Raw genomic sequence first — 21,121 nt, 5'->3', positions numbered from 1 at the left:
TATGTTTGGTAATTGAGAATAAAAAGACGTTTACACAAAATTATTGACACTACCTCATTTCATCTGTAAATTGCAATATATAAATATTAATACATGTTCATATCGAATAATTTCATCAATCCCTTATGATTATTACTGTTATACGTCTTTTTTGTCGCTTAGAGTTGTGATATAATGTAACTAATTACTCTTGGGGTATTAGTCTGCCCAAATGGATCCAAAAGAGTTCGTGTGTTTGCAAGGAGCGTACGCAGTTGAAAAAGGGGTACATCAAGTTAATAGCGGCCATCGTACTCGGTGCGGCTATTATCGGTGGTGGGATTTATGGAGTGTATACACTCTTGTCATCCAATACAACGACAATTTTATATCGATCAACAGTTGACGATAAGATCAACGCAATTCGTCCTTATATTGTCGCATTAGACACTTATAACGCGTACAGTGTAGCTTATGCTAACCAATTACAACCAACTCTTGAAGAGTTGCGTAATGGTTCTCATAACACGACGATTACCTTGCCTAAATATAAGGATCTTAGAACGGCTCTAGAAGCAGCAAAACAAGATAGTTCTACTCCATATGAAGACGTAAACCAAGCAACAAATGACGTACTCACCGTGCTTGATCAGATCATTCCCATTGCAGACCAGTTGCAAGCTTACTATGTAGAACGCCGCTTCGAAAAAGATAATTTCAAAGGTAGCGATGAACTAGCTGCACAATATGTGCCATTAGCTGAACAATTCTACGCTACGTATAATGCATTGGATTTAGCTTTAGATAATCGTAACAATGAACTTTATACTGAACGCATGAACGAGTATCAAGGTGAAAAGCGCGATAATGCGGTTAACTTTATTGAGTTAAACCTCATGACAGCACAAACTATTGACCTTATTGATCCAGATGGAAATACGGATACGCAAAAGGTTGAAACTAACTTACAGCAAATTACCCAACGCATTAATAAATTACAACCTGGTACTACTCCAGAGGCACAAAATGCTGTGCGAGAGTATCAAGATGCTGCAAAAGAGTTTGTTGCAGAAGCTCGCAACTATATCATTATTAACTCTTCTTACGGCGAAGCCTATACGCAATTATTTATCAAATATAATAAAATGGTTGGTAAAGCAAATGTTGTTAATATGGCAGACTTAGATGTAACAGAGAAAAATAAAAAATAAAGATATACAAAAATAAGAGGACCAAATGGTCCTCTTATTTTTGGTTTATTTACGCTTCAAATCTTTCGTAATAATGTAGTATTCAGATGGTGTCATCTTAATGCCATCAATCTTATTATTACCTACGATATTGATTTTAGGATAGCCTAAGAATAATGCTACAGCGTTATCTAGCATGAGTTGTTGCGCATTGATAACAGCATTACGGCGTACCTCAGGATCGTTAGAGCTTTCACCAAGGGCTAACAATTCATCAAAACGAGGATTAGAGAAGCCTGTACCATTAGTTTCAACGCCTGTCCCCCAATATTGTTTCAAGAACCATACTGGTTGACCTGTATTAGCAGTTACCACGCTAGAGATAAGCATATCATAATCCCCAGACTGGGATAATGTGTCGATTACAGCATAGTCTACGATTTTAATTTTTAAATCTACACCGATTTTTTTGTAGTCTGCTTGTAATGCTTCTGCATATAGTGGCAATTCAGGACGAGATGTATAAGCATAGAAATCAAGTACTAGGTTTTCACCATCTTTATCTACAATGCCGTCTCCATTCGTATCTTCATAGCCTGCACGTTTAAGTAATTCTTTCGCACGTTCTACATTGTATTTATTAGGGTCGCGCAATTGGTTAAAACCATAGTCAAGGGTTGGTGGCAATGGAGCCTTACCTGCTACAAAGGTATCCTTCATGAGATTTTTCGCATAAGACTCGCGGTCTGCTGCAGCAATAAGGGCCGCACGCAAATCAGGATTTTGAAGCTTCCCTTTTTGCCCCATACGAACAAATACGTCACGCAAAGAAGCTACTTCATAGACAGTAAAGTTCTTATCATTTTGGAAGATACTGTATTCGCCAGGACCAATGCTAACGGCCATATCTACATCGCCCGCTTGTAATGCCATGGCACGTGTGTTGGCATCGTTAATGGATGGAATTTCAACCTTAGAAAAGCCTACTTTACCATCCCAGTAATTATCATTACGTTTGAGTTCTGCGCGCTCTTTTGTGAAAGAGGATACTACATAAGGGCCTGTACCGATAGGACCTTCTTTTGCAATATCACGACCATCGGCCTCTGCTGTAACATCCATAATTAGGAACAATGGATCCCCCAGCAAGTTAGGCAAGTTATCGTATTCCTTGTCAGTCTTAATCGTAAGCTCTTGACCCTTAGCGGTGATGTCTGTATAGTTAAAGAACGTTTTTGCTCGTTTACTCTTAGCGAAGGTTCTTTCTAGAGATGCTTTTACAGCCTCTGCTGTCAAACTTTTACCATTTGAAAATTTTGCTTTATCGTTGATGGTGAAAGTCCAGGTCAACTTGTCATCTCCTTGTTTCCAAGAAGTAGCAAGCCATGGTGTTGCTTTCATTTGATCGTCAAACTTGATAAGCGTTTCACCTACGCCAAAGCGTACAACAGCCCAACTGAAATAATTTTCTGTTGGTTCTAATGTTCCAGCAAAGCTAATGGCCCCTACCTTTAGCACATCATTGGATGGAGTAGCATCTTGATTCATACACCCAACAGTGCCTAGCACGGTCATACCCAAGGTCATGCCAATTAATAGAGCCTTACGTAATCCTGTCATTTACATACCTAACCTTTCTACATTCCTTAACTATTATTTATGCTCAGACACCCACTATGTTGTGCATTAACATAACCGAGTAAACCTAACCCACTTTTACAGCAGTTAATATAACGAGAATCTATGTATATCGCTTCATATGAGCATATTTTGTAATACCCATATGGGTATATTTTATATAGTCAACTATACTATAGATTCGGTGTTAACACAATAAACATTTGCTAAATATTTCGATATGTCTATTGTAGAAAGGCCATTTCATATCTATATTTCACATATCTATATTTCATGTAAAAAAATAGCAGTTAGCTTACAAACTAACTGCTATTATAATGTACCTATTTCTTATATTACGGTTCTAATGCAGCCTCTTCCAGTGTAAGTGGCTTATGATCTTGGCCAATTTCAAAGATGGAGCTCAATAGAACCTTTGTATAAGGATGCTTCGCATCAGCTAAGTGGAATGCATCTAGTTCTTCAACGATAGCGCCTTTATACATTACGACCACCTTATGGCACATAGTACAAATGAACGCAATATCATGAGCGATAAATAGGTATGTTAAGTTTTTCTTTTTTTGTAAACGCGCCAATAAATAGGCAATGGAGTCTTGTACAGATACGTCTAGAGCACTAGTAGCCTCATCTAATACGAGAATTTCAGGCTCTAACACGATTGCACGCGCAATGGCCACACGTTGACGTTGACCACCAGACATTTCATGAGGATAGCGATGCATAAACTCGCGAGGTAAATCTACCATTTCAAGATAATCACCAGCAATCTGTTCTTCTTTTCCTTTTTCTAGAAGGCCAAAGTTGTATAGGGGCTCAAGAATAATATCCTTTACCTTCATACGCGGATTAAACGCCGCAGATGGGTCTTGGAATACCATTTGAATTTTCTTGCGGTATTCTTTTGTTTGCTCAGAGTTCATATGTTGAATCTCTACGCCATCTACATAAATCTCGCCTTCCGTAATAGGAAGCATCTTCATGATCATACGAACCAAAGTCGTTTTACCAGAACCAGATTCCCCTACAATCCCAAGGGACTGGCCTTTTTCTAAGGTAATATTAATATCCTTACACGCTTCGAGCTCACCACCAGTAGGAAGTGGGAATCGTTTACATACATTTTTTAATTCTACAGCGTAATTAGTCAATGTAACGACCTCCTCCCAGTGTTGGTACAGCATCTTTTAATTGCTTCGTATATTCATTAGTTGGATTTTCCAAAATATCTTGTGGTGTACCTGCATCGACAACACGGCCCTTCTTCATAACAATAATATAGTCAGACATATAGGCTGCTACACCAAGATTATGCGTTACCATAACGATTGCAGAATTATGTTCTTTTGCAAGTTCTAGCATTTGCATAACTACTTGAGACTGTGTCGTTACATCTAGTGCCGACGTCGGTTCATCGCCGATGAGCAACGCTGGGTCTAAGGCTAATGCCATGGCAATGCCCACACGTTGGCGTTGACCACCAGATAACTCATGAGGGTAACGACGCAACATATCGGCTCCATTAGGAAGAGAAACAGCTTCTAGCAATTCAATGGCACGACGATCACATTCATCATTATCGATTTCAATGTGAGCCTTAAATAGTTCTCTAAATTGTTTACCGATGCGAACGATTGGGTCTAATGCACTACCACTATCTTGGAAAATCATGGCCATATCTTTACCACGCAAAGATCTCCATTCGGATTTAGACAGGTTACGAAGGTCATGACCATTAAAGCTCATAGAACCTTCTATAACTTCACCACCTACAGGTAATAAACCCATGAGGGCCCGAATCACGGTAGTTTTACCGGATCCAGACTCACCTACAATGGTTAATACCTTGCCGCGTTCCAAGGTAAAATTTACATCCATAACAGCAGGCACACCTTGGTACGCGATGTTAAGGTTTTCTACAGTTAGTATGTTTTCTGCCATTATAGCTCCTTACTATTTTGTAATTTTATTAGTAATCCAGTAGTAATCACTTGGGTACATTTCAGCACCTTTCAAGTAAGAACCAGTAACAATATTAGTTTTAGGATAACCTAAGAATAATGCAGCCCCATCGTTCATCAACAATTGTTGAATTTGAATTACATATGCACGACGTTTTGCAGTATCGAATTCAGTTTCAGCAGCGTCAAGTAATTGGTCAACTTGTGGGTTGGAGTAGCCAGAACCATTTTGAGGGTTGGAACCATCCACATTAGTATGCCAGTAATTAGCTAAGAACCAGATTGGATCACCTGTATTAGCAGTTACGATGTTGGAAATAAGCATATCATAGTCGCCCTCTTGACCCATTTTGTCGATCAAGTTATAGTCAACTGTTTTGATTTTCATGTCGATACCAACTTTTTTGAGGTCAGATTGTACAGCTTCCGCATAAAGTGGTAATTCTGCACGAGAGTTATATACTACGAAGTTGAATGTTAATGGTTTGCCATCTTTATCGAGGATACCGTCGCCATCAGTATCTTTCCAACCATCTTCAGCTAATAATTGTTTAGATCGTTCAGGATTATACGCATTAGGATCTTTCAATTCGTTAAAGCCATAGTCCATGGATGGTGGAATAGGAGCGGAGCCAGGGATAAATGTACCTTTCAACAATACATCTGCATAGCTTGCACGGTCTGTTGCAGAAATAACAGCAGCGCGAACCTTGTCATCACCAAGAATACCTTTATGGTTAATACGTGCCAATACTACACGAAGAGATGAGATTTCATCTACGTTGAATTTATTGTTGCCTCGGAACAAACCGATTTCGCCAAAACCGATATTAACCGCCATGTCGATATCGCCAGATTGCAAGCTCAAAGCACGCGTATTAGGGTCATCGATAGAAGGAATTTCAACAGTTTTGAATGGTACTGCACCATCCCAGTATTTTTCGTTCGCTACCATGTCAGCCCGTTCTTTAGTGAAAGATTTAACTACGTACGGACCTGTACCGATAGGACCTTCTTTAGCGAAGTTACGACCATCTTTCTCAGATTGTACGTCAACGATAAGGAACAATGGATCCGCCAATAGACCTGGCATGTTAGGGTATTCTTTATCTGTTTTGATAACTAATTGTTGGCCATTTGCTTCAATAGAATCATATTTGAAGAATGTTTTAGCCCGATTAGATTTTTCAAAAGCACGTTCAATAGATGCTTTTACTGCTGCTGCATCTACTTTTCTACCATTAGAGAATGTTACTTTATCGTTAATTGTGAAAGTCCAAGTCTTTTTATCTTCAGATACTTCCCATTTAGATGCAATCCAAGGTTGCGGTCTCATTTGCTCGTCGAATCTAGTCAATGTTTCACCTACACCATAACGCATTACAACCCAAGCGAAGAAGTTCTCTGTTGGTTCTAATGTGGATGCGAAATTAGTTACGCCTACTTTTAACACATCTTTGTTTGCAGAACCATTATTATCGGAACCACAACCAGCGATGAAAGAACCCATCATCACAATACTAAGACCTGCTAAGAGGGCTTTTTTCCAAGATTTTTTCATGTAAAATCTCCTTGTACAATGACATACAAAACATAAAAACATTTAACATCGTGACTATGACAATCCTACATAGTCAGTGATGGAAAAACCATAATTTTACAATCCACCCATTCAGAGACTTTCACAAAAGAAAATCACTAAGAAGTGAGCCGATTGACTCTATTACCCTTGGTTCTTAGGATCCACTACGTCCCGTAAAGAATCAGACCAAAGATTAAAGATAGCAACTACGATAAGGATGGACATACCAGGAAATACCATGAGCCACGGGCTCGTTTGCAAGTACTGGCGACCTTCATTGAGCATGAGGCCCCATTCTGGTGTTGGTGGCTGAGCACCAAAGCCTAGGAATGATAGACCGGCTACCTCAATCATGATTGCCCCAATATCTAAGGCACCTGTCGTAATGACGAGGGGCATAATATTAGGAATGATATGACGTCTAATAATAGTCGTTGTAGACGCACCCATCATAACGGCTGCCGTTACATACTCCTCACCACGTACCTTGAGTGTCATAGAACGTACGATACGAGCATATTTTGCCCAACCAACAACGGACAAGGCTAAAATCGTATTTACAATGCTACCGCCCAAGATACCAGCAATAGCAATGGCTAATACGATCCCCGGGAAGGATAGCATGATATCTGCGAAGCGCATGAGAACCATTTCAACTTTACCACCAAAATAGCCCGCTGCAGCACCGACAACGGTACCAAAGCTCACCATGATAGCAACGATAGTAACACCCATGAACAAAGATATTTGAGTACCATAAATAACGCGAGATAATACATCACGCCCCAATTTATCAGTACCAAACCAATGTTGGCTACTTGGTGCCTGTAATGCTTGAGTCATATTAGATGTGAAAGCATCACCTGGTGCGAGCCACGGTGCAAAGATAGCAACGATAACTACCAGAAGCATCAAACAGCTATAGAAAGAGAACAATTTATGTTTTTGAATGAATTCTGCCATTATGCTCTCTCCCGTTTCAATCTAGGGTCTAATAGGATATATGATGCATCTACTAATGCATTGATGCACATATAGGCTAAAGATACCCACAATACAAAGCCTTGGACCAATGGATAGTCGCGCATGGTAATAGCATACACTGCCATGTTCCCTAGACCAGGCCAGGAGAATACCATTTCCACGACTGCTACACCACCTAATAGCCAGCCCATGAGAACACCAAGAATCGTGATGAGCGGCAAGACGGCATTTGGCAATATATGACCAAATAAAATTTTTGTCTCACTCACACCACGAGCACGAGCACCGATTACGTAATCCTTTTCCATCTCTTCAATGATAACGAGTCGTACTTGGCGCATGTACTTGGAACCTATTACAACTGCTAAAGTAACAGCTGGCAAGATAACACCAATCGGTGTCACTCGAGATGTGGCAATAGGTACGAGACCTAGTTTAAGCCCGAAGATATAAATAAGTACAAGACCTAACCAGAACGTCGGCATGGATACGCCTACAAAAGATACTGCTCGCAACAAGTAGTCAATCCATTTATTACGATTTAAGGCGCTTATAATCCCTGCCGGCAACGCATAGAGTAGAGTAAACACTAGAGCTGTACCAGCTAACATTACTGTTCCCGGTAAAGCCTCCATCATTCGATCTACTACTGGCTTTTTAGCAGAGTAACTCCTCCCTAAGTCACCTTGTGCAGCATTCACAACCCAGTTCGCATATTGCACTATAAACGGTTTATCTAACCCAAGCTGAGCTCGAGTCTCATCAATAAGCTCTTGAGACACGATAGTATCTGCCGTTTCTAGTAGCATCGTTACTGGATCGCCTGGTGCTAAATAGGTGAGACAAAATGTCAAAAATGTGATGCCAAACAAGGTAACTATAAATTGCCCCAACTGTTTGACAAAGCGTTTACCCATAGGCGCCTCCTAAACTCTCTAAACACTAACAACAAATCAAAGGAAAAACTAATGTTACCATCTGCTCAACGCAGCAGTAATACGTAAAATAATAAGGAAAATATAATCGTCTGAGAAACAAAAAAGGCTAGTAGCCTGACTAACCTAAATTAAGCACGGTATATGCACACCATGCATTTAGAGCAGGCTTTCTGACTCAGACTCATCGCAACATTTCGGCCTTCCCAGTTTCCCAGTGACCCTATAATGAAACCTTGCTCCTCATTACAGCTATTTGCATAGTATGGGATTTACACCCATTTTCCTCTTTTACGCTCGGCTAACACCGACACTCACTAGTTCATTCACTTTTATCGATTATAAATATACTATATTAATATTCTGTTTACAATACATATACCCCTTAGGGGTATGTATATATCGTTGATTTTCAATGTAATTTTTATACTGATTAAAAATATTGATTAGTAATTAAGTTAATTTCTATGTATAAACCTATTTAGATTACCTTATATATATGTTTTTCTACTGTATTTAATGTATACAAATGTATATATATTAATTTTTTTGATAATGATGATTTTCTTATAAAATATTTTTATACATACCGAAAAAACTTTTAATCTGCTAATCAACTACCATCATCCAATAATTAATATGTAATAATCAAGAAGTATAATTAATATATTATATTAACAATACTGTTTGTTACATACTCAAGAGACTCTTAAAATAGAATACCAAAAAGAGGCTGTTACTAAGTAACAGCCTCTAATAAGACGAGAGATATTCAGTTAATCGATACTTTGTTGTAAGCGGTGTGCTCTACGTGTATCCCACGCTTTACGCAAAACATAGATCACGAAACCGATGCTTACCGCTACTGCACTACCTACCATAGCATCAAAGCCACATGCGTAGATTGCATATAAACAGTAGATAACGCCTGCGCCACACACGTAGTTGGAACGTTTAATACGGCTTTCAGCTACGCCAGCCATACGCATCATTGTAGGTACTGCCAAGATGCACAATACATATGGTACTACATTAGTTACAACCGCTAAGTTTACTAAGATTTCAAATTGCTCACGCAAGGAATCGCTTGCAGTGAACAAAGTAAGTAATGTTTCAACAGCGAGTAAAATGAATACGCCACGAACAGGAGCATCTTTGCTATTTACACGAGCGAATACTTTAGGGAAGTAACCGTGTTCTGCTGCACTTTTGAATACGCGAGACAATGTGAATTGCCAGCAAAGCAAAGCGCCAAAGCAAGAAATAACCATAGCAGCCATAACGATGTTTGCAATTGTATCATTGAACATGTATGCGAATGTCAAACCGAATGGTGCGTTAGAATTTAATAAGTCAACGTTAGGAACGATACCGGCCATAACGTTTGTGGACAAGATGTAAACCACCGCCACTGCTAATGTACCTGCTACAGTTGCAATAGGTACGTTTTTCTTTGGATTCTCAACAGCATCAGCATTAGCCGCTGCGGACTCAAACCCTAGGAAGCCCCATAAAGTTAGGGAAATAGATTGTTTTACCGCATCATAAAGCGGAAGATCATTTGGGTTCCATGCTGCCCAATAGATAGACGAATCAAACCAATACCAGCCGATTGTACCGATTAAAAGAACCGGAACAATAGAGCCCCAAATAGTCATGTTGCTGAGTCGACCTGTGAAGCGATTGCCTCGGAAGTTCAAAATTGCTGCAAACCACAAGAGCACAATTGTTACTTGGCTTGTTTGTGTTGCATTAAGGTCAACACCAAAGAAAGCTGCGCCATAACCTACGGCAGATACCGCGATGGCGATATTAGCAATGATGAGAGATATGCTGTAAGCATAGCTCGCCATAAAATGTCCAGTTTTACCGAAGCGGTGTTCTGCATAACCGCCCATGCCTCCTTTAATCTGGGAGAACATACCCGCTTGAGCAAAAATATACGCTAGCAAAAGCGCACCCACAGCCGTTACGAGCCAAGATAACACTGAAATAGTACCAACTTGAGCCAAATTGGTTGGTAACATAATAATCCCAGCTCCTAGCATATTGGCTGCTACCATTGTGGTTAGCTGGAATACAGACATTTTTTTAGCGGTCGTTTTCATGTATCAATCCCCTTTCACTAAGGTGAATTTTTTCTCGTCCATAATTCACTTAAATATAATATACCGCTAAGTAAATCCAGTTCGTGCTGTGATGGGCTTGAATGTGGATTTACCGTTGTTATTCTTATTACGAATTAAATAATAACACCTATGAAACCAAAATAAAAGTACTTTATTGGCGGACAAGCAATATTACACGAATTGAATAAATTATAGGTAATTTATCATCTAAAACGAACAGAACTCATTTTAATAACGACAAGGTATATTTTTACCCTATTTTATTCTGTGTATATATGTAATTTTTCCTATCTATCACGGTTATAGTGTCGTAGTACAAGACTATTATTTCTCGCAGTCCACTGTATGCGTACATCAATTTACACCATTTCACTAGTAAATTATCAATTAGAAGCGTCTTTTTATAGGTATTATCTGGCTTTTAAATAAAAAAAATCGATATACACATAAGATTAGAGCTAATTATCAAGCTTTTAAAATAGACTTATATGTATATCGATCTTAAGTTTTCAATGGAAAGTTAAAATGTAAAATACTTATTCTTGTACAGATTCAACAATAGCTTTCCATTCAGCAATTTGTTTTTCTTCTGCAGCGATAACAGCTTTACCATTGTTGCGTTGTCTTTCCACACATTCTGGAGCTGTACCAGAGTAGTTGTTACGACCTGCTACGCAAGCTTCGATAGAAATGGCATCAAGGATATCTGCATCAAAATGAGGGGAGATAGCTTTGAAGTCCTCAACGGATAAATCTAGCAATACGCAACCTTTTTCAATGCAATGATGTACAGCATTACCTACGATTTCGTGAGCTTCACGGAATGGAACGCCTTTTTTCGCAAGGTAATCGGCCATATCCGTAGCATTAGAGAAATCATCATCGAGAACAGCTTTCATATGCGCCCCATTGACCTTCATGCCCCGAATCATTGCTGCATTGATGGACAATGCAAAGTGTACTGTATCAATCGCATCAAAGATACCCTCTTTATCCTCTTGCATATCTTTGTTGTATGTAAGGGGCAAACCCTTTAAGGTAGTTAACAGGCCCAGTAAGTGACCATAGGTACGACCAGTTTTACCACGAACGAGTTCGCATACGTCAGGATTTTTCTTTTGTGGCATAATGCTAGAACCTGTACAATGAGCATCATCAAGTTCAATAAAATTAAACTCATTGGTAGACCACAAAATTAATTCTTCACTGAGACGGCTCAAGTGCATCATCACGAGAGACGCAAAGGCCAAGAATTCAACAACGTAGTCACGGTCGGATACGGCATCCATACTATTTTCGTAAATACGGGAGAAGCCTAATAGTTTTTGTGTATAGGTTTGATCAATACCGTACGTAGAACCAGCCAAGGCCCCTGCACCAAGTGGCATGATATCTGCATGCTTAAATACCATCAACAAACGATCAAAGTCGCGTTCTAGCATAGAGAAATACGCCATCATATGATGACCAAATAATACCGGTTGTGCCCGTTGCAAATGCGTATAACCAGGCATGATAACATCACTATATTTTTCAGCTGTTTCGATGAGCGCTTTTTGCATATCTACGATGAGTTCACCCATCTCTACAACAGCTTTACGCACATACATATGTAAATCGACGGCGCATTGGTCATTACGACTACGACCTGTATGCAGACGACCACCCGCTTCACCAATATCATCTGTTAAGCGTTTTTCAATATTCATATGAATATCTTCAAGAGCCACGGAGAATGGGAACTCCCCTTTATCAATTTGGCCTTTAATTTTTGTTAAACCTGCTACAATAGCATCCCGATCTACGTCGGAGATAATATTTTGTTTTGCTAGCATAGTCGCATGTGCTTTACTACCTGCAATATCTTCGGCGTACATCCGCGCATCAAAAGCGATAGAGGATGTAAAATCCTCTACCGCTTTATCAGTGCCTTTTGTGAAACGCCCGCCCCACAATTTAGCCATTATTTACCTGCCTTTTCTTTCATCAAAGCATTAATTTTGAGAGGTAAACCGAACAAGTTGATGAAACCAGCCGCATCAGCTTGGTTGTATACATCATCTTCTTCAAATGTTACGAAATCTTCGCTGTACAAGGAGTATGGAGATGTAGCACCAGCAGAAATGATGTTACCTTTGTACAATTTAAGTTTTACATCGCCAGTTACAGTTTTTTGAGTTTCATCAACGAATGCTTGTAACGCCTTCATCAATGGTGCGAACCACATGCCATCGTATACGAGTTCAGCATATTTGTTAGCAATCAGTTCTTTATAGTGGTACGTAGCTCTGTCGAGGCAAAGGTATTCAAGTTCTCTGTGAGCATACATGATGATGGAACCACCTGGGTTTTCGTAAACGCCACGGGATTTCATGCCTACCAATCTATTTTCAACGATATCTACAACGCCTACACCATAATGTGCGCCAATTTCGTTGAGTTTTTCTAACAATTGTAATGGAGTACCTTCTTGGCCATCTACCGCTACAGGTACACCCTCTTTGAAGGATACAGTTACATAACCAGCTTCATCTGGAGCTTGCTCAGGCGTATGTGTTACCAAGTATACATCATCTTTAGGAGCATTTGCTGGATTTTCAAGATCGCCGCCTTCATGGGACAAATGCCATACGTTTTGGTCCATGGAGTACGGATGTTTTTTAGTAGCTACTACTGGAATGTCATGCTTAGCAGCATATTCCATGCAGTCAGTTCTAGATTTCAAGTCCCACTCTCTCCAAGGAGCGATAATTTTCATATTTGGAGCCAACGCTTTGATGGTAAGTTCGAAACGAACTTGGTCATTACCTTTACCAGTCGCACCGTGAGCGATAGCATCAGCACCTTCTTTTTCAGCAATATCTACGAGGATTTTACCAATCAAAGGTCTTGCGAAGGATGTACCTAATAAATATTTACCTTCGTAAATGGCACCCGCTTTTACTGTAGGCCACACATAGTCTTTTACGAATTCTTCTTTAGCATCCACAATGTACGCTTTAGACGCACCAGATTTGATGGCTTTTTTCTCAACCGCATCATAATCCTCAGGTTGACCCAAGTCTACACATACAGCGATAACTTCAGCACCATAGTTTTCTTTTAACCAAGGAATGATAACGGATGTGTCCAAACCACCAGAATATGCGAGTACTACTTTATTTGCTTTACCCATGATAACACCTCATAAAAACTTTCAATCTATTTAGACTCATATAATCAATATTATATCAGATAATTGTGAAAGCACCGTGGTTGGATCTACGACCAACGGTCACTTCTTCCTTCTGACAAAAAATAGTATACACCTGCATAATTATAAATGCAAGTATTATTTTTATTCAATTTAATAATATATTTCGAAACGTAACTATTCAAATATAAAATAAGCTATATTATGTATTCGCCTACACAATATAGCTTATTTAGGTATATTAAGATATATATTAAGTTATTATTAATTTATTCTTCTACAAGGCCCAGCTCTTGTTGGTATGCATAGTCTGCCTCGGCTTGTGTAATCATGCCTTGGTCTACCATTTGTTGTAAGACAAGTTTTTGTCTCGCCTTTGCCCCTTTATAGTTTGTATACGGATCCAAATAGGATGGTGCATTAGGTAGAGCTGCAAGAAGTGCACTTTGGGCCAAGGTCAATCGACTCGGGCTCGTTCCAAAATATCCATGTGACGCCTCATAGATTCCGTAGTAGTTATGACCATAATATACGGTATTCAAATACATCGTTAGGATTTCATCTTTTGAGTAATAATGTTCCATTTCACTGGCCAGAATTGCCTCTTCCACCTTACGACTCAAAATTCGTTTTGATGAAAGGAATAGATTTTTCACTAGTTGTTGTGTAATGGTACTGCCACCTTCGACGGTTTCACCAGCGATAGTATTTGTATAAAAAGCACGAATGATACCGAGCACATCAATGGCTCCATGGTTATAATATCGTTTGTCCTCGATCGCAATGAGTGCATTCTTTGTATATTCTGGAATCACGTCGCCCTTAACCCAGTGTTCCTTTTTGATACGTTGATGTAGTGCAGTTTCTACTTTTTCTTTAAACGTAAATAGGCGCATAATCCGGTCTGTACGACTGAGCGTATCTTCACTTTCCTCTATTCGTTTTTCAACAGTTGTATGAGCGTTACTTTCACGAGCTGTACCTTGATAACTATGGTATCCGTCATATATAAACATAGCCAATATAATGACTATCACAAAGACCAGTAAGTTTCGAAGGTAATGAAACACTTTCATTGCTTTCACCTATTTCATAAAGGCTTGTAGATAAACACATATAATAGAGAGATCCGTTTGTAACAATATATCTACAGAGCCTAGTACATATACAAATACAATGTGTATTAAAAGTATTGTATCACATCAATGAAGAAGAAGATATTAATTATACTAGGTCTTAATAGGTGCCCATCATGCAAAATATATTTGATAATTTAAATACTGTATGTAAAGGTCTCCCTAAAATATACATTCAATGGAATTGTAAATCTATATATGCAGATTTAATGCATATTAGGTATACTTATTAAGTTGTATTACAGTCTTTAGATAGAGTATAATTAATAAGATGATAAAAAACATGCCCATTGGAGGAGTAATATGAAACAGTGTATGGATTCAGAAAATCTGCATCGTCGATTGCGTAAAATCTTAGGTCAAGTGCAAGCTATTGATCGAATGATTGAAGAAGACATTCCCTGCGAAGATGTGTTGAGTCAAATTAATGCAGCTAAGTCTGCACTACACAAAGTAGGACAAGTAGTTCTTGAAGGTCACATCAACCACTGCGTACGCGATGGTATCGAGCATGGCGACGTAGAAAAAACCATTAGCGATTTTACAAAGGCTGTAGAACGTTTTGCTAATATGGGAAAATAAAGAAGAGGCTAAATTGCCTCTTCTTTTTTTGTAAAAAAAGACTCTACCGTAGTAGAGTCCTTTTATTTCCCTCACAAATTAGTCGTGATTAGTTGTTAAGAATTCGCTCAATGCAGCGAGTGCATCGTCTTCGTCAGCACCGTCAGCTGTTAAAGTAACGGATGTGCCTTTTGTAGCGCCTAAAGTCAATACCGTTAAGATGGATTTAGCATCAGCTGTTTTGCCGTTAGCAGCGATTGTCACTTTGGAAGCGTATTTAGCAGCCAATTGTGTGAAAGCTGTAGCAGGACGAGCGTGTAAACCAGATTCGTTTGTAATTTCTACTGTTAATTCTTTCATGGTAACCTCTTTCTATATAGATAGGACGTGCCTATCCCTTACGTTCTAATAGATATATTGTATCAAGTTCAAGCGTTTCAATTCAAGTATATGAAAACTTATTTCCTTTGAAATGATATACTTAACGCTTTCCGTTGACTTCTAACAATACTATAGTAAACCTTTTTCTATTAATACGGATTTAGCATATTCTGTAATTTCTTCAGCTGTATCCATAGTAAGCACTTTATTTGCCACCTCTTCACATTCTGCTTTAGAAACGGAACGCAAAATATTTTTAATCAGTGGAATAGAAGATGCTGTCATGGAGAACTCGTCTAGGCCTAGGCCTAATAGAATCATTGTAGCCATAGGATCGCTAGCAAGTTCACCACACATGCCGGTGAATTTACCTTGTTCATGGCTAGCATCAATAACATGTTTGATAAGACGTAACACGCCTGGATGCAATGGTTGATAGAGACTACCGATAGCTTCGTTCATACGGTCTACCGCCAAAGTATATTGGCATAAATCGTTTGTACCGATGCTGAAGAAGTCTACATACTTAGCAAGGATTGGCGAAATAACAGCTGCCGCTGGTACTTCGATCATGATACCAACCTTAATATCCTTGTTGAACTCTTTGTCTGCTGCTGTAAGCTCTTCCTTACATTCATCAAGCAAATCATTCGCTTGTTTTACTTCCTCTACGGAAGCAATCATGGGATACATGATGTGAATATCACCAAAGGCACTAGCACGCAACAACGCACGCAATTGCACTTTAAAGATATCTGGACGATTTAAGGAAATACGAATAGCACGATAACCAAGGAATGGATTCATTTCGCTAGGTAAATCAAGACATTTTAGTTCCTTATCGCCACCGATATCCATCGTACGGATAATAACAGGTTGCCCCTGCATATCTTCTGCAACCTTTTTATACTCTTCAAATTGTACATCTTCAGATGGTAATTCATCATTTTCCATGTACAAGAACTCTGTACGGTACAAGCCGATACCTTGAGCACCCATAGTAAGAGCATGTTTAGCATCTTTAGACTTACCAATGTTACCAAATAATTCTACATGATGACCATCAGTTGTGGTAGCTTCAAGATTAGCAGATTCGCGCAACCGTTTTAATTCCTCTTGGTATGCAACCGCTTGATTGGTGTATTCCTCCCAATCCGCATCAGATGGATTTGTTTCAACAACGCCATCTGTACCAAGTACAACTGCTTTCTCGCCATCAACAAAGCCTTCAATATCACCAACGCCCATAACGGCAGGAATTTCCAAGGTGCGCGCCATGATAGCTGCATGAGATGTAGGGCCACCCGCCGCTGTTACAATACCTTTCACAACACTTTTATCAAGAGAGGCTGTATCAGATGGAGCCAAGTCATGAGCCACCAAGATAACCTCTCCAGAAATATGGGATAACCCACGAGGATTCATGCCTAACATATTACGCATTAAGCGATCACCAATATCCTTAATATCTGCACCGCGTTCGCGCATATATGGATCATCCATACCAAGAAAGATATTTGCAAAGGTTTCAATAGTTTGAGCCGTAGCTGCCACTACGTTAGTACGGCTAGTCTCAACAAGGGATTTAATACCATCAGATAGAGATGGATCTTGGGCAATTTGCATATGTGCTTCAAAAATAGCAGCCTCGTCAGGTCCCATTTCTTTTAAAGCCTTTTGGCGTATAATATCCAATTGTTTTAAGGTGGATGCCATAGCAGCCGCAAACTTACCAATTTCCGCTTCTACTTTGTCCTCAGCTACAGTGTAGTCAGGAATAACAATTTCCTCTTGAATATATCTATATACATTGCCTACTGCAACGCCACGAGATCCAGAAATCCCTTGAATTCGCATATGTGTTCCTCTTTCTATTACGATAAACTACATTACTTTTTATTTTATCATTTCTCCGTTAAACAATAAAGTAATTAGACAACATCTAACAGCCTTAGACGCCATCCCACATGGGTTATTTTTGACGCATCAATCAATTTAGATAGATACTAAAAGAGGGTTAACTTTTCGTCTATTTCGCCATAATTTTATAAGATTTCACCTCATAATCAAGTGTTCTTTATGTTATAATATAGAATATATAATTATATACATCTGAGACTTTCACAGGCTTCATGGTGAAAGTCTTACTTATTGATAGGAGATTTTATGAAATTAACTAAAATGCATGGTCTCGGCAATGATTTTATCCTCTTTGCGGACCCACAAGGGACTGAAAAAGACTACACAGACCTCGCCATTCGCCTTTGTGATCGCCGCACAGGTATTGGTGCTGACGGTCTTGCCATCCTAGTTCCTTCTAAAACATGTGATGTGCGCATGCGCATTATCAACTCTGATGGTAGTGAAGCAGAAATGTGCGGCAACGCCATTCGTTGCTTTGCCAAATACGCTTACGAACACGGTGAAACTACGAAAGAGACTTTCACCATTGAAACCTTGGCAGGTGTAATGAAACCTACGTTGACCATCGAAAACGGCATCGTAACACAAGTTACAGTAGACATGGGTAAACCATTTTTTAAATCCCAAGATATTCCTATGAATGTAGACATGGATAAGGTTATCGATGTAGACCTCGATGTTAACGGCGAAACCGTAACGGTGAGCTCCGTATTGCTCGGTGTACCGCACACAGAGGTATACATCGACGATATTACGAAAGCACCTGTAACAACACAAGGACCTATCCTTGAAAAACACAATGCATTCCCAGCTAACACAAATGTTAACTACATTGAAGTGGTAAACGACAAGCATATCAAGGTGCGCACTTGGGAACGCGGCGCAGGCGCTACATTAGCATGCGGTACAGGCTCTTGCGCTTCTGCTGTTATGTCCTTTGAAAAAGGCTTAACTGGTCGTGAAGTAGATGTAGAGCTCTATTTAGGGACATTACATATTTCATACTTGGAGGATGGCACGGTGCTCATGACAGGACCTGCTGAGGAAGTCTTCGAAACAGAACTTCCTATCGACTAAGATGAAGTGGTTACAACTCATATTAAATGCGTTCTTAAAATACCAAAAAGGCCGTGCGCTCATGCAAAGTAATGTAGAGCCCCTCATAGGGTTACTCGCATCCATCCTCGTCATCATCGTAGCACTCGCCAATGGCATTGCTATCGGCTACGCCTTAATTATAGTATGGTGCATTATGGCCTTTGTATTTTATCGCAAAGGATATCAGCTAAGGGAGCTGTTAAATCTATCATGGGCAGGTGCTAAAACGTCCATCGTAGTGATGCAAATCTTCCTTCTTATCGGTTGGCTCATCGCCATGTGGCAAGCTGCAGGTGTTATCCCTATGATTATCGCTATGGGCATCGATGTAATTAGCCCGTCGCTCTTCATTGTTTCCGCCTTCTTATTGACAGCCTTAGTGAGCATGTTGTTAGGCACAGCACTAGGAACTGTGGGTACCATGGGTATTGTACTCATCACGATGGCAAGGGCCGGTAATATTCCAGAGGATATCGTAGCAGGCGCCATTATAGCAGGTGCGTACTTTGGCGATCGGAATGGTCCTTTATCATCGAGCGCCTCTCTCGTAGCAGCTTTAACGCATACAAAGGTCTCAACCAATATCCCTATTATGTTTAAGGATGGTCTACCAGCACTTGTAATTTCCACAGTGCTTTATCTATTACTATCGCAGCGGTTCTCACTTAACTATACTAATAGCTTGCTATCCGATACAATCCACTTTATGTTCAACATCGATTGGACCTTATGGATTCCAGTGATTATCATCATCGGTCTATTGCCTTTGAAAGTATCTATTCGTTGGCCCATCGGCCTCAGTGCATTGGCGGCGGCAATTCTAGCTTATACAAATCAAGGATCTACCCTTTCTGAATTGGGATGGTATACCTTAACAGGCTTTGAACTACCACATTATAATCCACTAGCAGATATCATTCACGGCGGTGGATTGCAAGCCATGTTCATCCCTACATTATCTATCTTTATGGCCACTGCCATTTCAGGTATGCTCGAAGGGGTTGGCTTTTGGAATGATGTTAGACAACTATTAGAGCGAGCTAAAACACGGAGCGATGTATTTGCTGCCAATGTAGGTCTCTCACTCTTAACCGGCGCTGTCGGCTGTAGCCAATCTATTGCGGTTGTGATGACACATTCCATTATGCGCATTACCTACGCGCAACGGGGTATTCAAGATGAAGATGTGATGCTCGACTTTGCAAACAGCGGTATTGTCCTTGCCCCCTTACTACCATGGAACATCGCTGCTTACGTACCAGTAGTTATGATGGGTACTAGCATAGCAGGCTATGTACCATTCGCCTTCTTCCTCTATCTCGTACCAATCATTTACTGGTTACGATTACGGAAGCAAGATCAACCAATCATACGCTAAATACAAGATTAGTCAAATTTAGGCTAGTTACAAGATTAGTCAATCATAGGCTATTTACAAGATCAGCTAATAGGCTATTTAATTTATCTTATTTAAGGGGGATTTGTATGATTTACACCATTACCTTTAACCCAGCCCTCGATTATATCGTGCGACTTGACCACCTCAAGACGGGCACTATTAATCGTACAACCCAAGAATACGTTCTTGGCGGCGGCAAGGGTATCAACGTATCAATCGTGCTCAATAACTTGGGCATGGATACAACGGCTCTGGGTTTCATCGCCGGCTTTACAGGTGAAGAAATCGTTACGCAGCTCAATAGCTTCGGCGTAAAAGAAGATTTCATTCGCCTCCGCGAAGGTTTAACCCGCATCAATGTTAAGGTAAAAGCCTCTGATGAGGAAACAGAGATCAACGGCCGTGGCCCAATCATCGCTAAAGATGAATTAGAAACCCTCTACAAACAGCTCGACGCATTGACTGAACAAGATACATTAATCCTTGCAGGCAGTATTCCTTCTAGCTTGCCTAGCGATATGTACGAGCTCATTATGGAGCGCTTGCAACATAAAAACATTCGCATCGTCGTAGATGCTACAAAAGATTTACTTACACGCGTATTGCCATATAAACCGTTCTTGATTAAACCTAACAATCATGAACTTAGCGAAATCTTTGGTCGTACACTCTCTACTAAGGAGGACCTCGTAAAAGCTGCTAACACATTACAAGAGAAAGGCGCACAGCATGTGCTTATCTCTATGGCTGGTGATGGAGCCATCTTGGTCGCAGCTGACGGCACTGTATATACAAGCCCTGCCCCTAAGGGAACACTCGTAAATTCTGTGGGCGCTGGCGATTCCATGGTAGCAGGCTTTATTACAGGCTTTGAAAAGACAGGTGATCTACAAGAGGCACTTTACTGGGGTATCTCTAGTGGCTCTGCCTCCGCTTACTCTGAAAACCTCGCTACACTAGCAGAAGTAGAAGCACTACTTTCACAAGTACGAGCTAAATAGTTTTATATTTTATTTGCATCAAGGAGTTTAT

Annotated in this window: 17 protein-coding genes and 1 riboswitch; of the genes, 5 read left to right on the top strand and 12 right to left on the bottom strand. The window is 39.9% G+C overall.

The genetic code is table 11. From position 1 onward, the window contains the following. Positions 1-254 precede the first annotated feature (254 nt). Entirely contained in the window at positions 255-1,190 is a 936-nt protein-coding gene (locus tag RWZ05_RS07325; RefSeq protein ID WP_314643283.1) for a DUF3829 domain-containing protein, read from the top strand. 45 nt (positions 1,191-1,235) lie between these two features. Here RWZ05_RS07325 and RWZ05_RS07320 read toward each other — a convergent pair whose 3' ends face one another. The 10 genes from RWZ05_RS07320 to RWZ05_RS07275 form a co-directional block, all read right to left on the bottom strand. After that, a complete protein-coding gene (locus tag RWZ05_RS07320) occupies positions 1,236-2,789 on the bottom strand; it encodes an ABC transporter substrate-binding protein (protein ID WP_314643281.1) in 1,554 nt (517 codons plus the stop codon). 353 nt (positions 2,790-3,142) lie between these two features. Then, positions 3,143-3,958 carry a dipeptide/oligopeptide/nickel ABC transporter ATP-binding protein gene (locus RWZ05_RS07315; protein ID WP_314643278.1) on the bottom strand — a complete coding sequence of 272 codons (816 nt, stop codon included), beginning with the start codon at positions 3,956-3,958 and terminating at the stop codon, positions 3,143-3,145. Next, complete coding sequence (locus RWZ05_RS07310; protein ID WP_314643276.1) at positions 3,951-4,748, bottom strand: ABC transporter ATP-binding protein; 798 nt, start codon at positions 4,746-4,748, stop codon at positions 3,951-3,953. Before RWZ05_RS07310 ends, RWZ05_RS07315 begins: the two co-directional genes overlap by 8 nt. A 12-nt stretch (positions 4,749-4,760) precedes the next feature. After that, the gene (locus RWZ05_RS07305; RefSeq protein ID WP_314643275.1) at positions 4,761-6,329 is read right to left on the bottom strand and encodes an ABC transporter substrate-binding protein; all 1,569 of its coding nucleotides are present in this window, start codon (positions 6,327-6,329) and stop codon (positions 4,761-4,763) included. Positions 6,330-6,491: 162 nt separating this feature from the next. Beyond that, positions 6,492-7,313 carry a nickel transporter permease gene (gene nikC, locus RWZ05_RS07300; protein WP_314643273.1) on the bottom strand — a complete coding sequence of 274 codons (822 nt, stop codon included), beginning with the start codon at positions 7,311-7,313 and terminating at the stop codon, positions 6,492-6,494. Then, positions 7,313-8,251 (bottom strand): nickel ABC transporter permease, encoded by a 939-nt coding sequence (nikB, locus tag RWZ05_RS07295; protein WP_314643270.1) that lies wholly within the window; start codon positions 8,249-8,251, stop codon positions 7,313-7,315. Before nikB ends, nikC begins: the two co-directional genes overlap by 1 nt. 163 nt (positions 8,252-8,414) lie before the next feature. Next, positions 8,415-8,602: riboswitch (cobalamin riboswitch) on the bottom strand. 443 nt (positions 8,603-9,045) lie between these two features. Beyond that, positions 9,046-10,377 carry a putrescine-ornithine antiporter gene (gene potE, locus RWZ05_RS07290; protein WP_314643269.1) on the bottom strand — a complete coding sequence of 444 codons (1,332 nt, stop codon included), beginning with the start codon at positions 10,375-10,377 and terminating at the stop codon, positions 9,046-9,048. A 557-nt stretch (positions 10,378-10,934) separates the two neighbouring features. Then, positions 10,935-12,362 carry an argininosuccinate lyase gene (gene argH, locus RWZ05_RS07285; protein WP_314643267.1) on the bottom strand — a complete coding sequence of 476 codons (1,428 nt, stop codon included), beginning with the start codon at positions 12,360-12,362 and terminating at the stop codon, positions 10,935-10,937. Next, entirely contained in the window at positions 12,362-13,573 is a 1,212-nt protein-coding gene (locus tag RWZ05_RS07280) for an argininosuccinate synthase (protein ID WP_314643265.1), read from the bottom strand. Before RWZ05_RS07280 ends, argH begins: the two co-directional genes overlap by 1 nt. Before the next feature lie 287 nt (positions 13,574-13,860). Further along, positions 13,861-14,667, bottom strand: a complete 807-nt coding sequence (locus RWZ05_RS07275; RefSeq protein ID WP_314643263.1) for a biosynthetic peptidoglycan transglycosylase — start codon at positions 14,665-14,667, stop codon at positions 13,861-13,863. Positions 14,668-15,030: 363 nt separating this feature from the next. Between RWZ05_RS07275 and RWZ05_RS07270 the strand changes: the two genes are divergently transcribed. Further along, positions 15,031-15,309, top strand: coding sequence for a metal-sensing transcriptional repressor (locus tag RWZ05_RS07270; RefSeq protein WP_004695033.1), 279 nt, complete (start codon positions 15,031-15,033; stop codon positions 15,307-15,309). Positions 15,310-15,387: 78 nt separating this feature from the next. Here RWZ05_RS07270 and RWZ05_RS07265 read toward each other — a convergent pair whose 3' ends face one another. Together RWZ05_RS07265 and ptsP are read right to left on the bottom strand one after the other, a co-directional pair. Continuing rightward, entirely contained in the window at positions 15,388-15,648 is a 261-nt protein-coding gene (locus RWZ05_RS07265) for an HPr family phosphocarrier protein (protein WP_009352491.1), read from the bottom strand. A 150-nt stretch (positions 15,649-15,798) separates the two neighbouring features. Beyond that, the gene (gene ptsP, locus RWZ05_RS07260; RefSeq protein ID WP_314643261.1) at positions 15,799-17,526 is read right to left on the bottom strand and encodes a phosphoenolpyruvate--protein phosphotransferase; all 1,728 of its coding nucleotides are present in this window, start codon (positions 17,524-17,526) and stop codon (positions 15,799-15,801) included. Positions 17,527-17,835: 309 nt separating this feature from the next. Between ptsP and dapF the strand changes: the two genes are divergently transcribed. The 3 genes from dapF (at position 17,836) to pfkB (ending at position 21,090) form a co-directional block, all read left to right on the top strand. Continuing rightward, positions 17,836-18,669 (top strand): diaminopimelate epimerase, encoded by an 834-nt coding sequence (dapF, locus tag RWZ05_RS07255; protein WP_314643258.1) that lies wholly within the window; start codon positions 17,836-17,838, stop codon positions 18,667-18,669. Position 18,670: 1 nt separating this feature from the next. Then, the gene (locus RWZ05_RS07250; RefSeq protein ID WP_314643256.1) at positions 18,671-20,068 is read left to right on the top strand and encodes a Na+/H+ antiporter NhaC family protein; all 1,398 of its coding nucleotides are present in this window, start codon (positions 18,671-18,673) and stop codon (positions 20,066-20,068) included. Positions 20,069-20,175: 107 nt separating this feature from the next. Then, the gene (pfkB, locus tag RWZ05_RS07245; RefSeq protein ID WP_314643253.1) at positions 20,176-21,090 is read left to right on the top strand and encodes a 1-phosphofructokinase; all 915 of its coding nucleotides are present in this window, start codon (positions 20,176-20,178) and stop codon (positions 21,088-21,090) included. The last annotated feature ends 31 nt before the right edge of the window (positions 21,091-21,121 follow it).

It is taken from the genome of uncultured Veillonella sp. (assembly GCF_963543145.1).
GTDB lineage: Bacteria > Bacillota > Negativicutes > Veillonellales > Veillonellaceae > Veillonella.
Note: the sequence above shows the minus strand (reverse complement) of the source record. Positions and strands in the feature narration are given on the sequence as shown.

What these genes read in the sequence shown, in the direction of transcription:
- RWZ05_RS07320 (WP_314643281.1), bottom strand. Translation starts at nt 2,789, where the DNA reads ATGACAGGATTACGTAAGGCTCTATTAATTGGCATGACCTTGGGTATG.
- RWZ05_RS07310 (WP_314643276.1), bottom strand. Translation starts at nt 4,748, where the DNA reads ATGGCAGAAAACATACTAACTGTAGAAAACCTTAACATCGCGTACCAA.
- RWZ05_RS07305 (WP_314643275.1), bottom strand. Translation starts at nt 6,329, where the DNA reads ATGAAAAAATCTTGGAAAAAAGCCCTCTTAGCAGGTCTTAGTATTGTG.
- nikC (WP_314643273.1), bottom strand. Translation starts at nt 7,313, where the DNA reads ATGGCAGAATTCATTCAAAAACATAAATTGTTCTCTTTCTATAGCTGT.
- nikB (WP_314643270.1), bottom strand. Translation starts at nt 8,251, where the DNA reads ATGGGTAAACGCTTTGTCAAACAGTTGGGGCAATTTATAGTTACCTTG.
- potE (WP_314643269.1), bottom strand. Translation starts at nt 10,377, where the DNA reads ATGAAAACGACCGCTAAAAAAATGTCTGTATTCCAGCTAACCACAATG.
- argH (WP_314643267.1), bottom strand. Translation starts at nt 12,362, where the DNA reads ATGGCTAAATTGTGGGGCGGGCGTTTCACAAAAGGCACTGATAAAGCG.
- RWZ05_RS07280 (WP_314643265.1), bottom strand. Translation starts at nt 13,573, where the DNA reads ATGGGTAAAGCAAATAAAGTAGTACTCGCATATTCTGGTGGTTTGGAC.
- RWZ05_RS07275 (WP_314643263.1), bottom strand. Translation starts at nt 14,667, where the DNA reads ATGAAAGTGTTTCATTACCTTCGAAACTTACTGGTCTTTGTGATAGTC.
- RWZ05_RS07270 (WP_004695033.1), top strand. Translation starts at nt 15,031, where the DNA reads ATGAAACAGTGTATGGATTCAGAAAATCTGCATCGTCGATTGCGTAAA.
- RWZ05_RS07265 (WP_009352491.1), bottom strand. Translation starts at nt 15,648, where the DNA reads ATGAAAGAATTAACAGTAGAAATTACAAACGAATCTGGTTTACACGCT.
- ptsP (WP_314643261.1), bottom strand. Translation starts at nt 17,526, where the DNA reads ATGCGAATTCAAGGGATTTCTGGATCTCGTGGCGTTGCAGTAGGCAAT.
- dapF (WP_314643258.1), top strand. Translation starts at nt 17,836, where the DNA reads ATGAAATTAACTAAAATGCATGGTCTCGGCAATGATTTTATCCTCTTT.
- RWZ05_RS07250 (WP_314643256.1), top strand. Translation starts at nt 18,671, where the DNA reads ATGAAGTGGTTACAACTCATATTAAATGCGTTCTTAAAATACCAAAAA.
- pfkB (WP_314643253.1), top strand. Translation starts at nt 20,176, where the DNA reads ATGATTTACACCATTACCTTTAACCCAGCCCTCGATTATATCGTGCGA.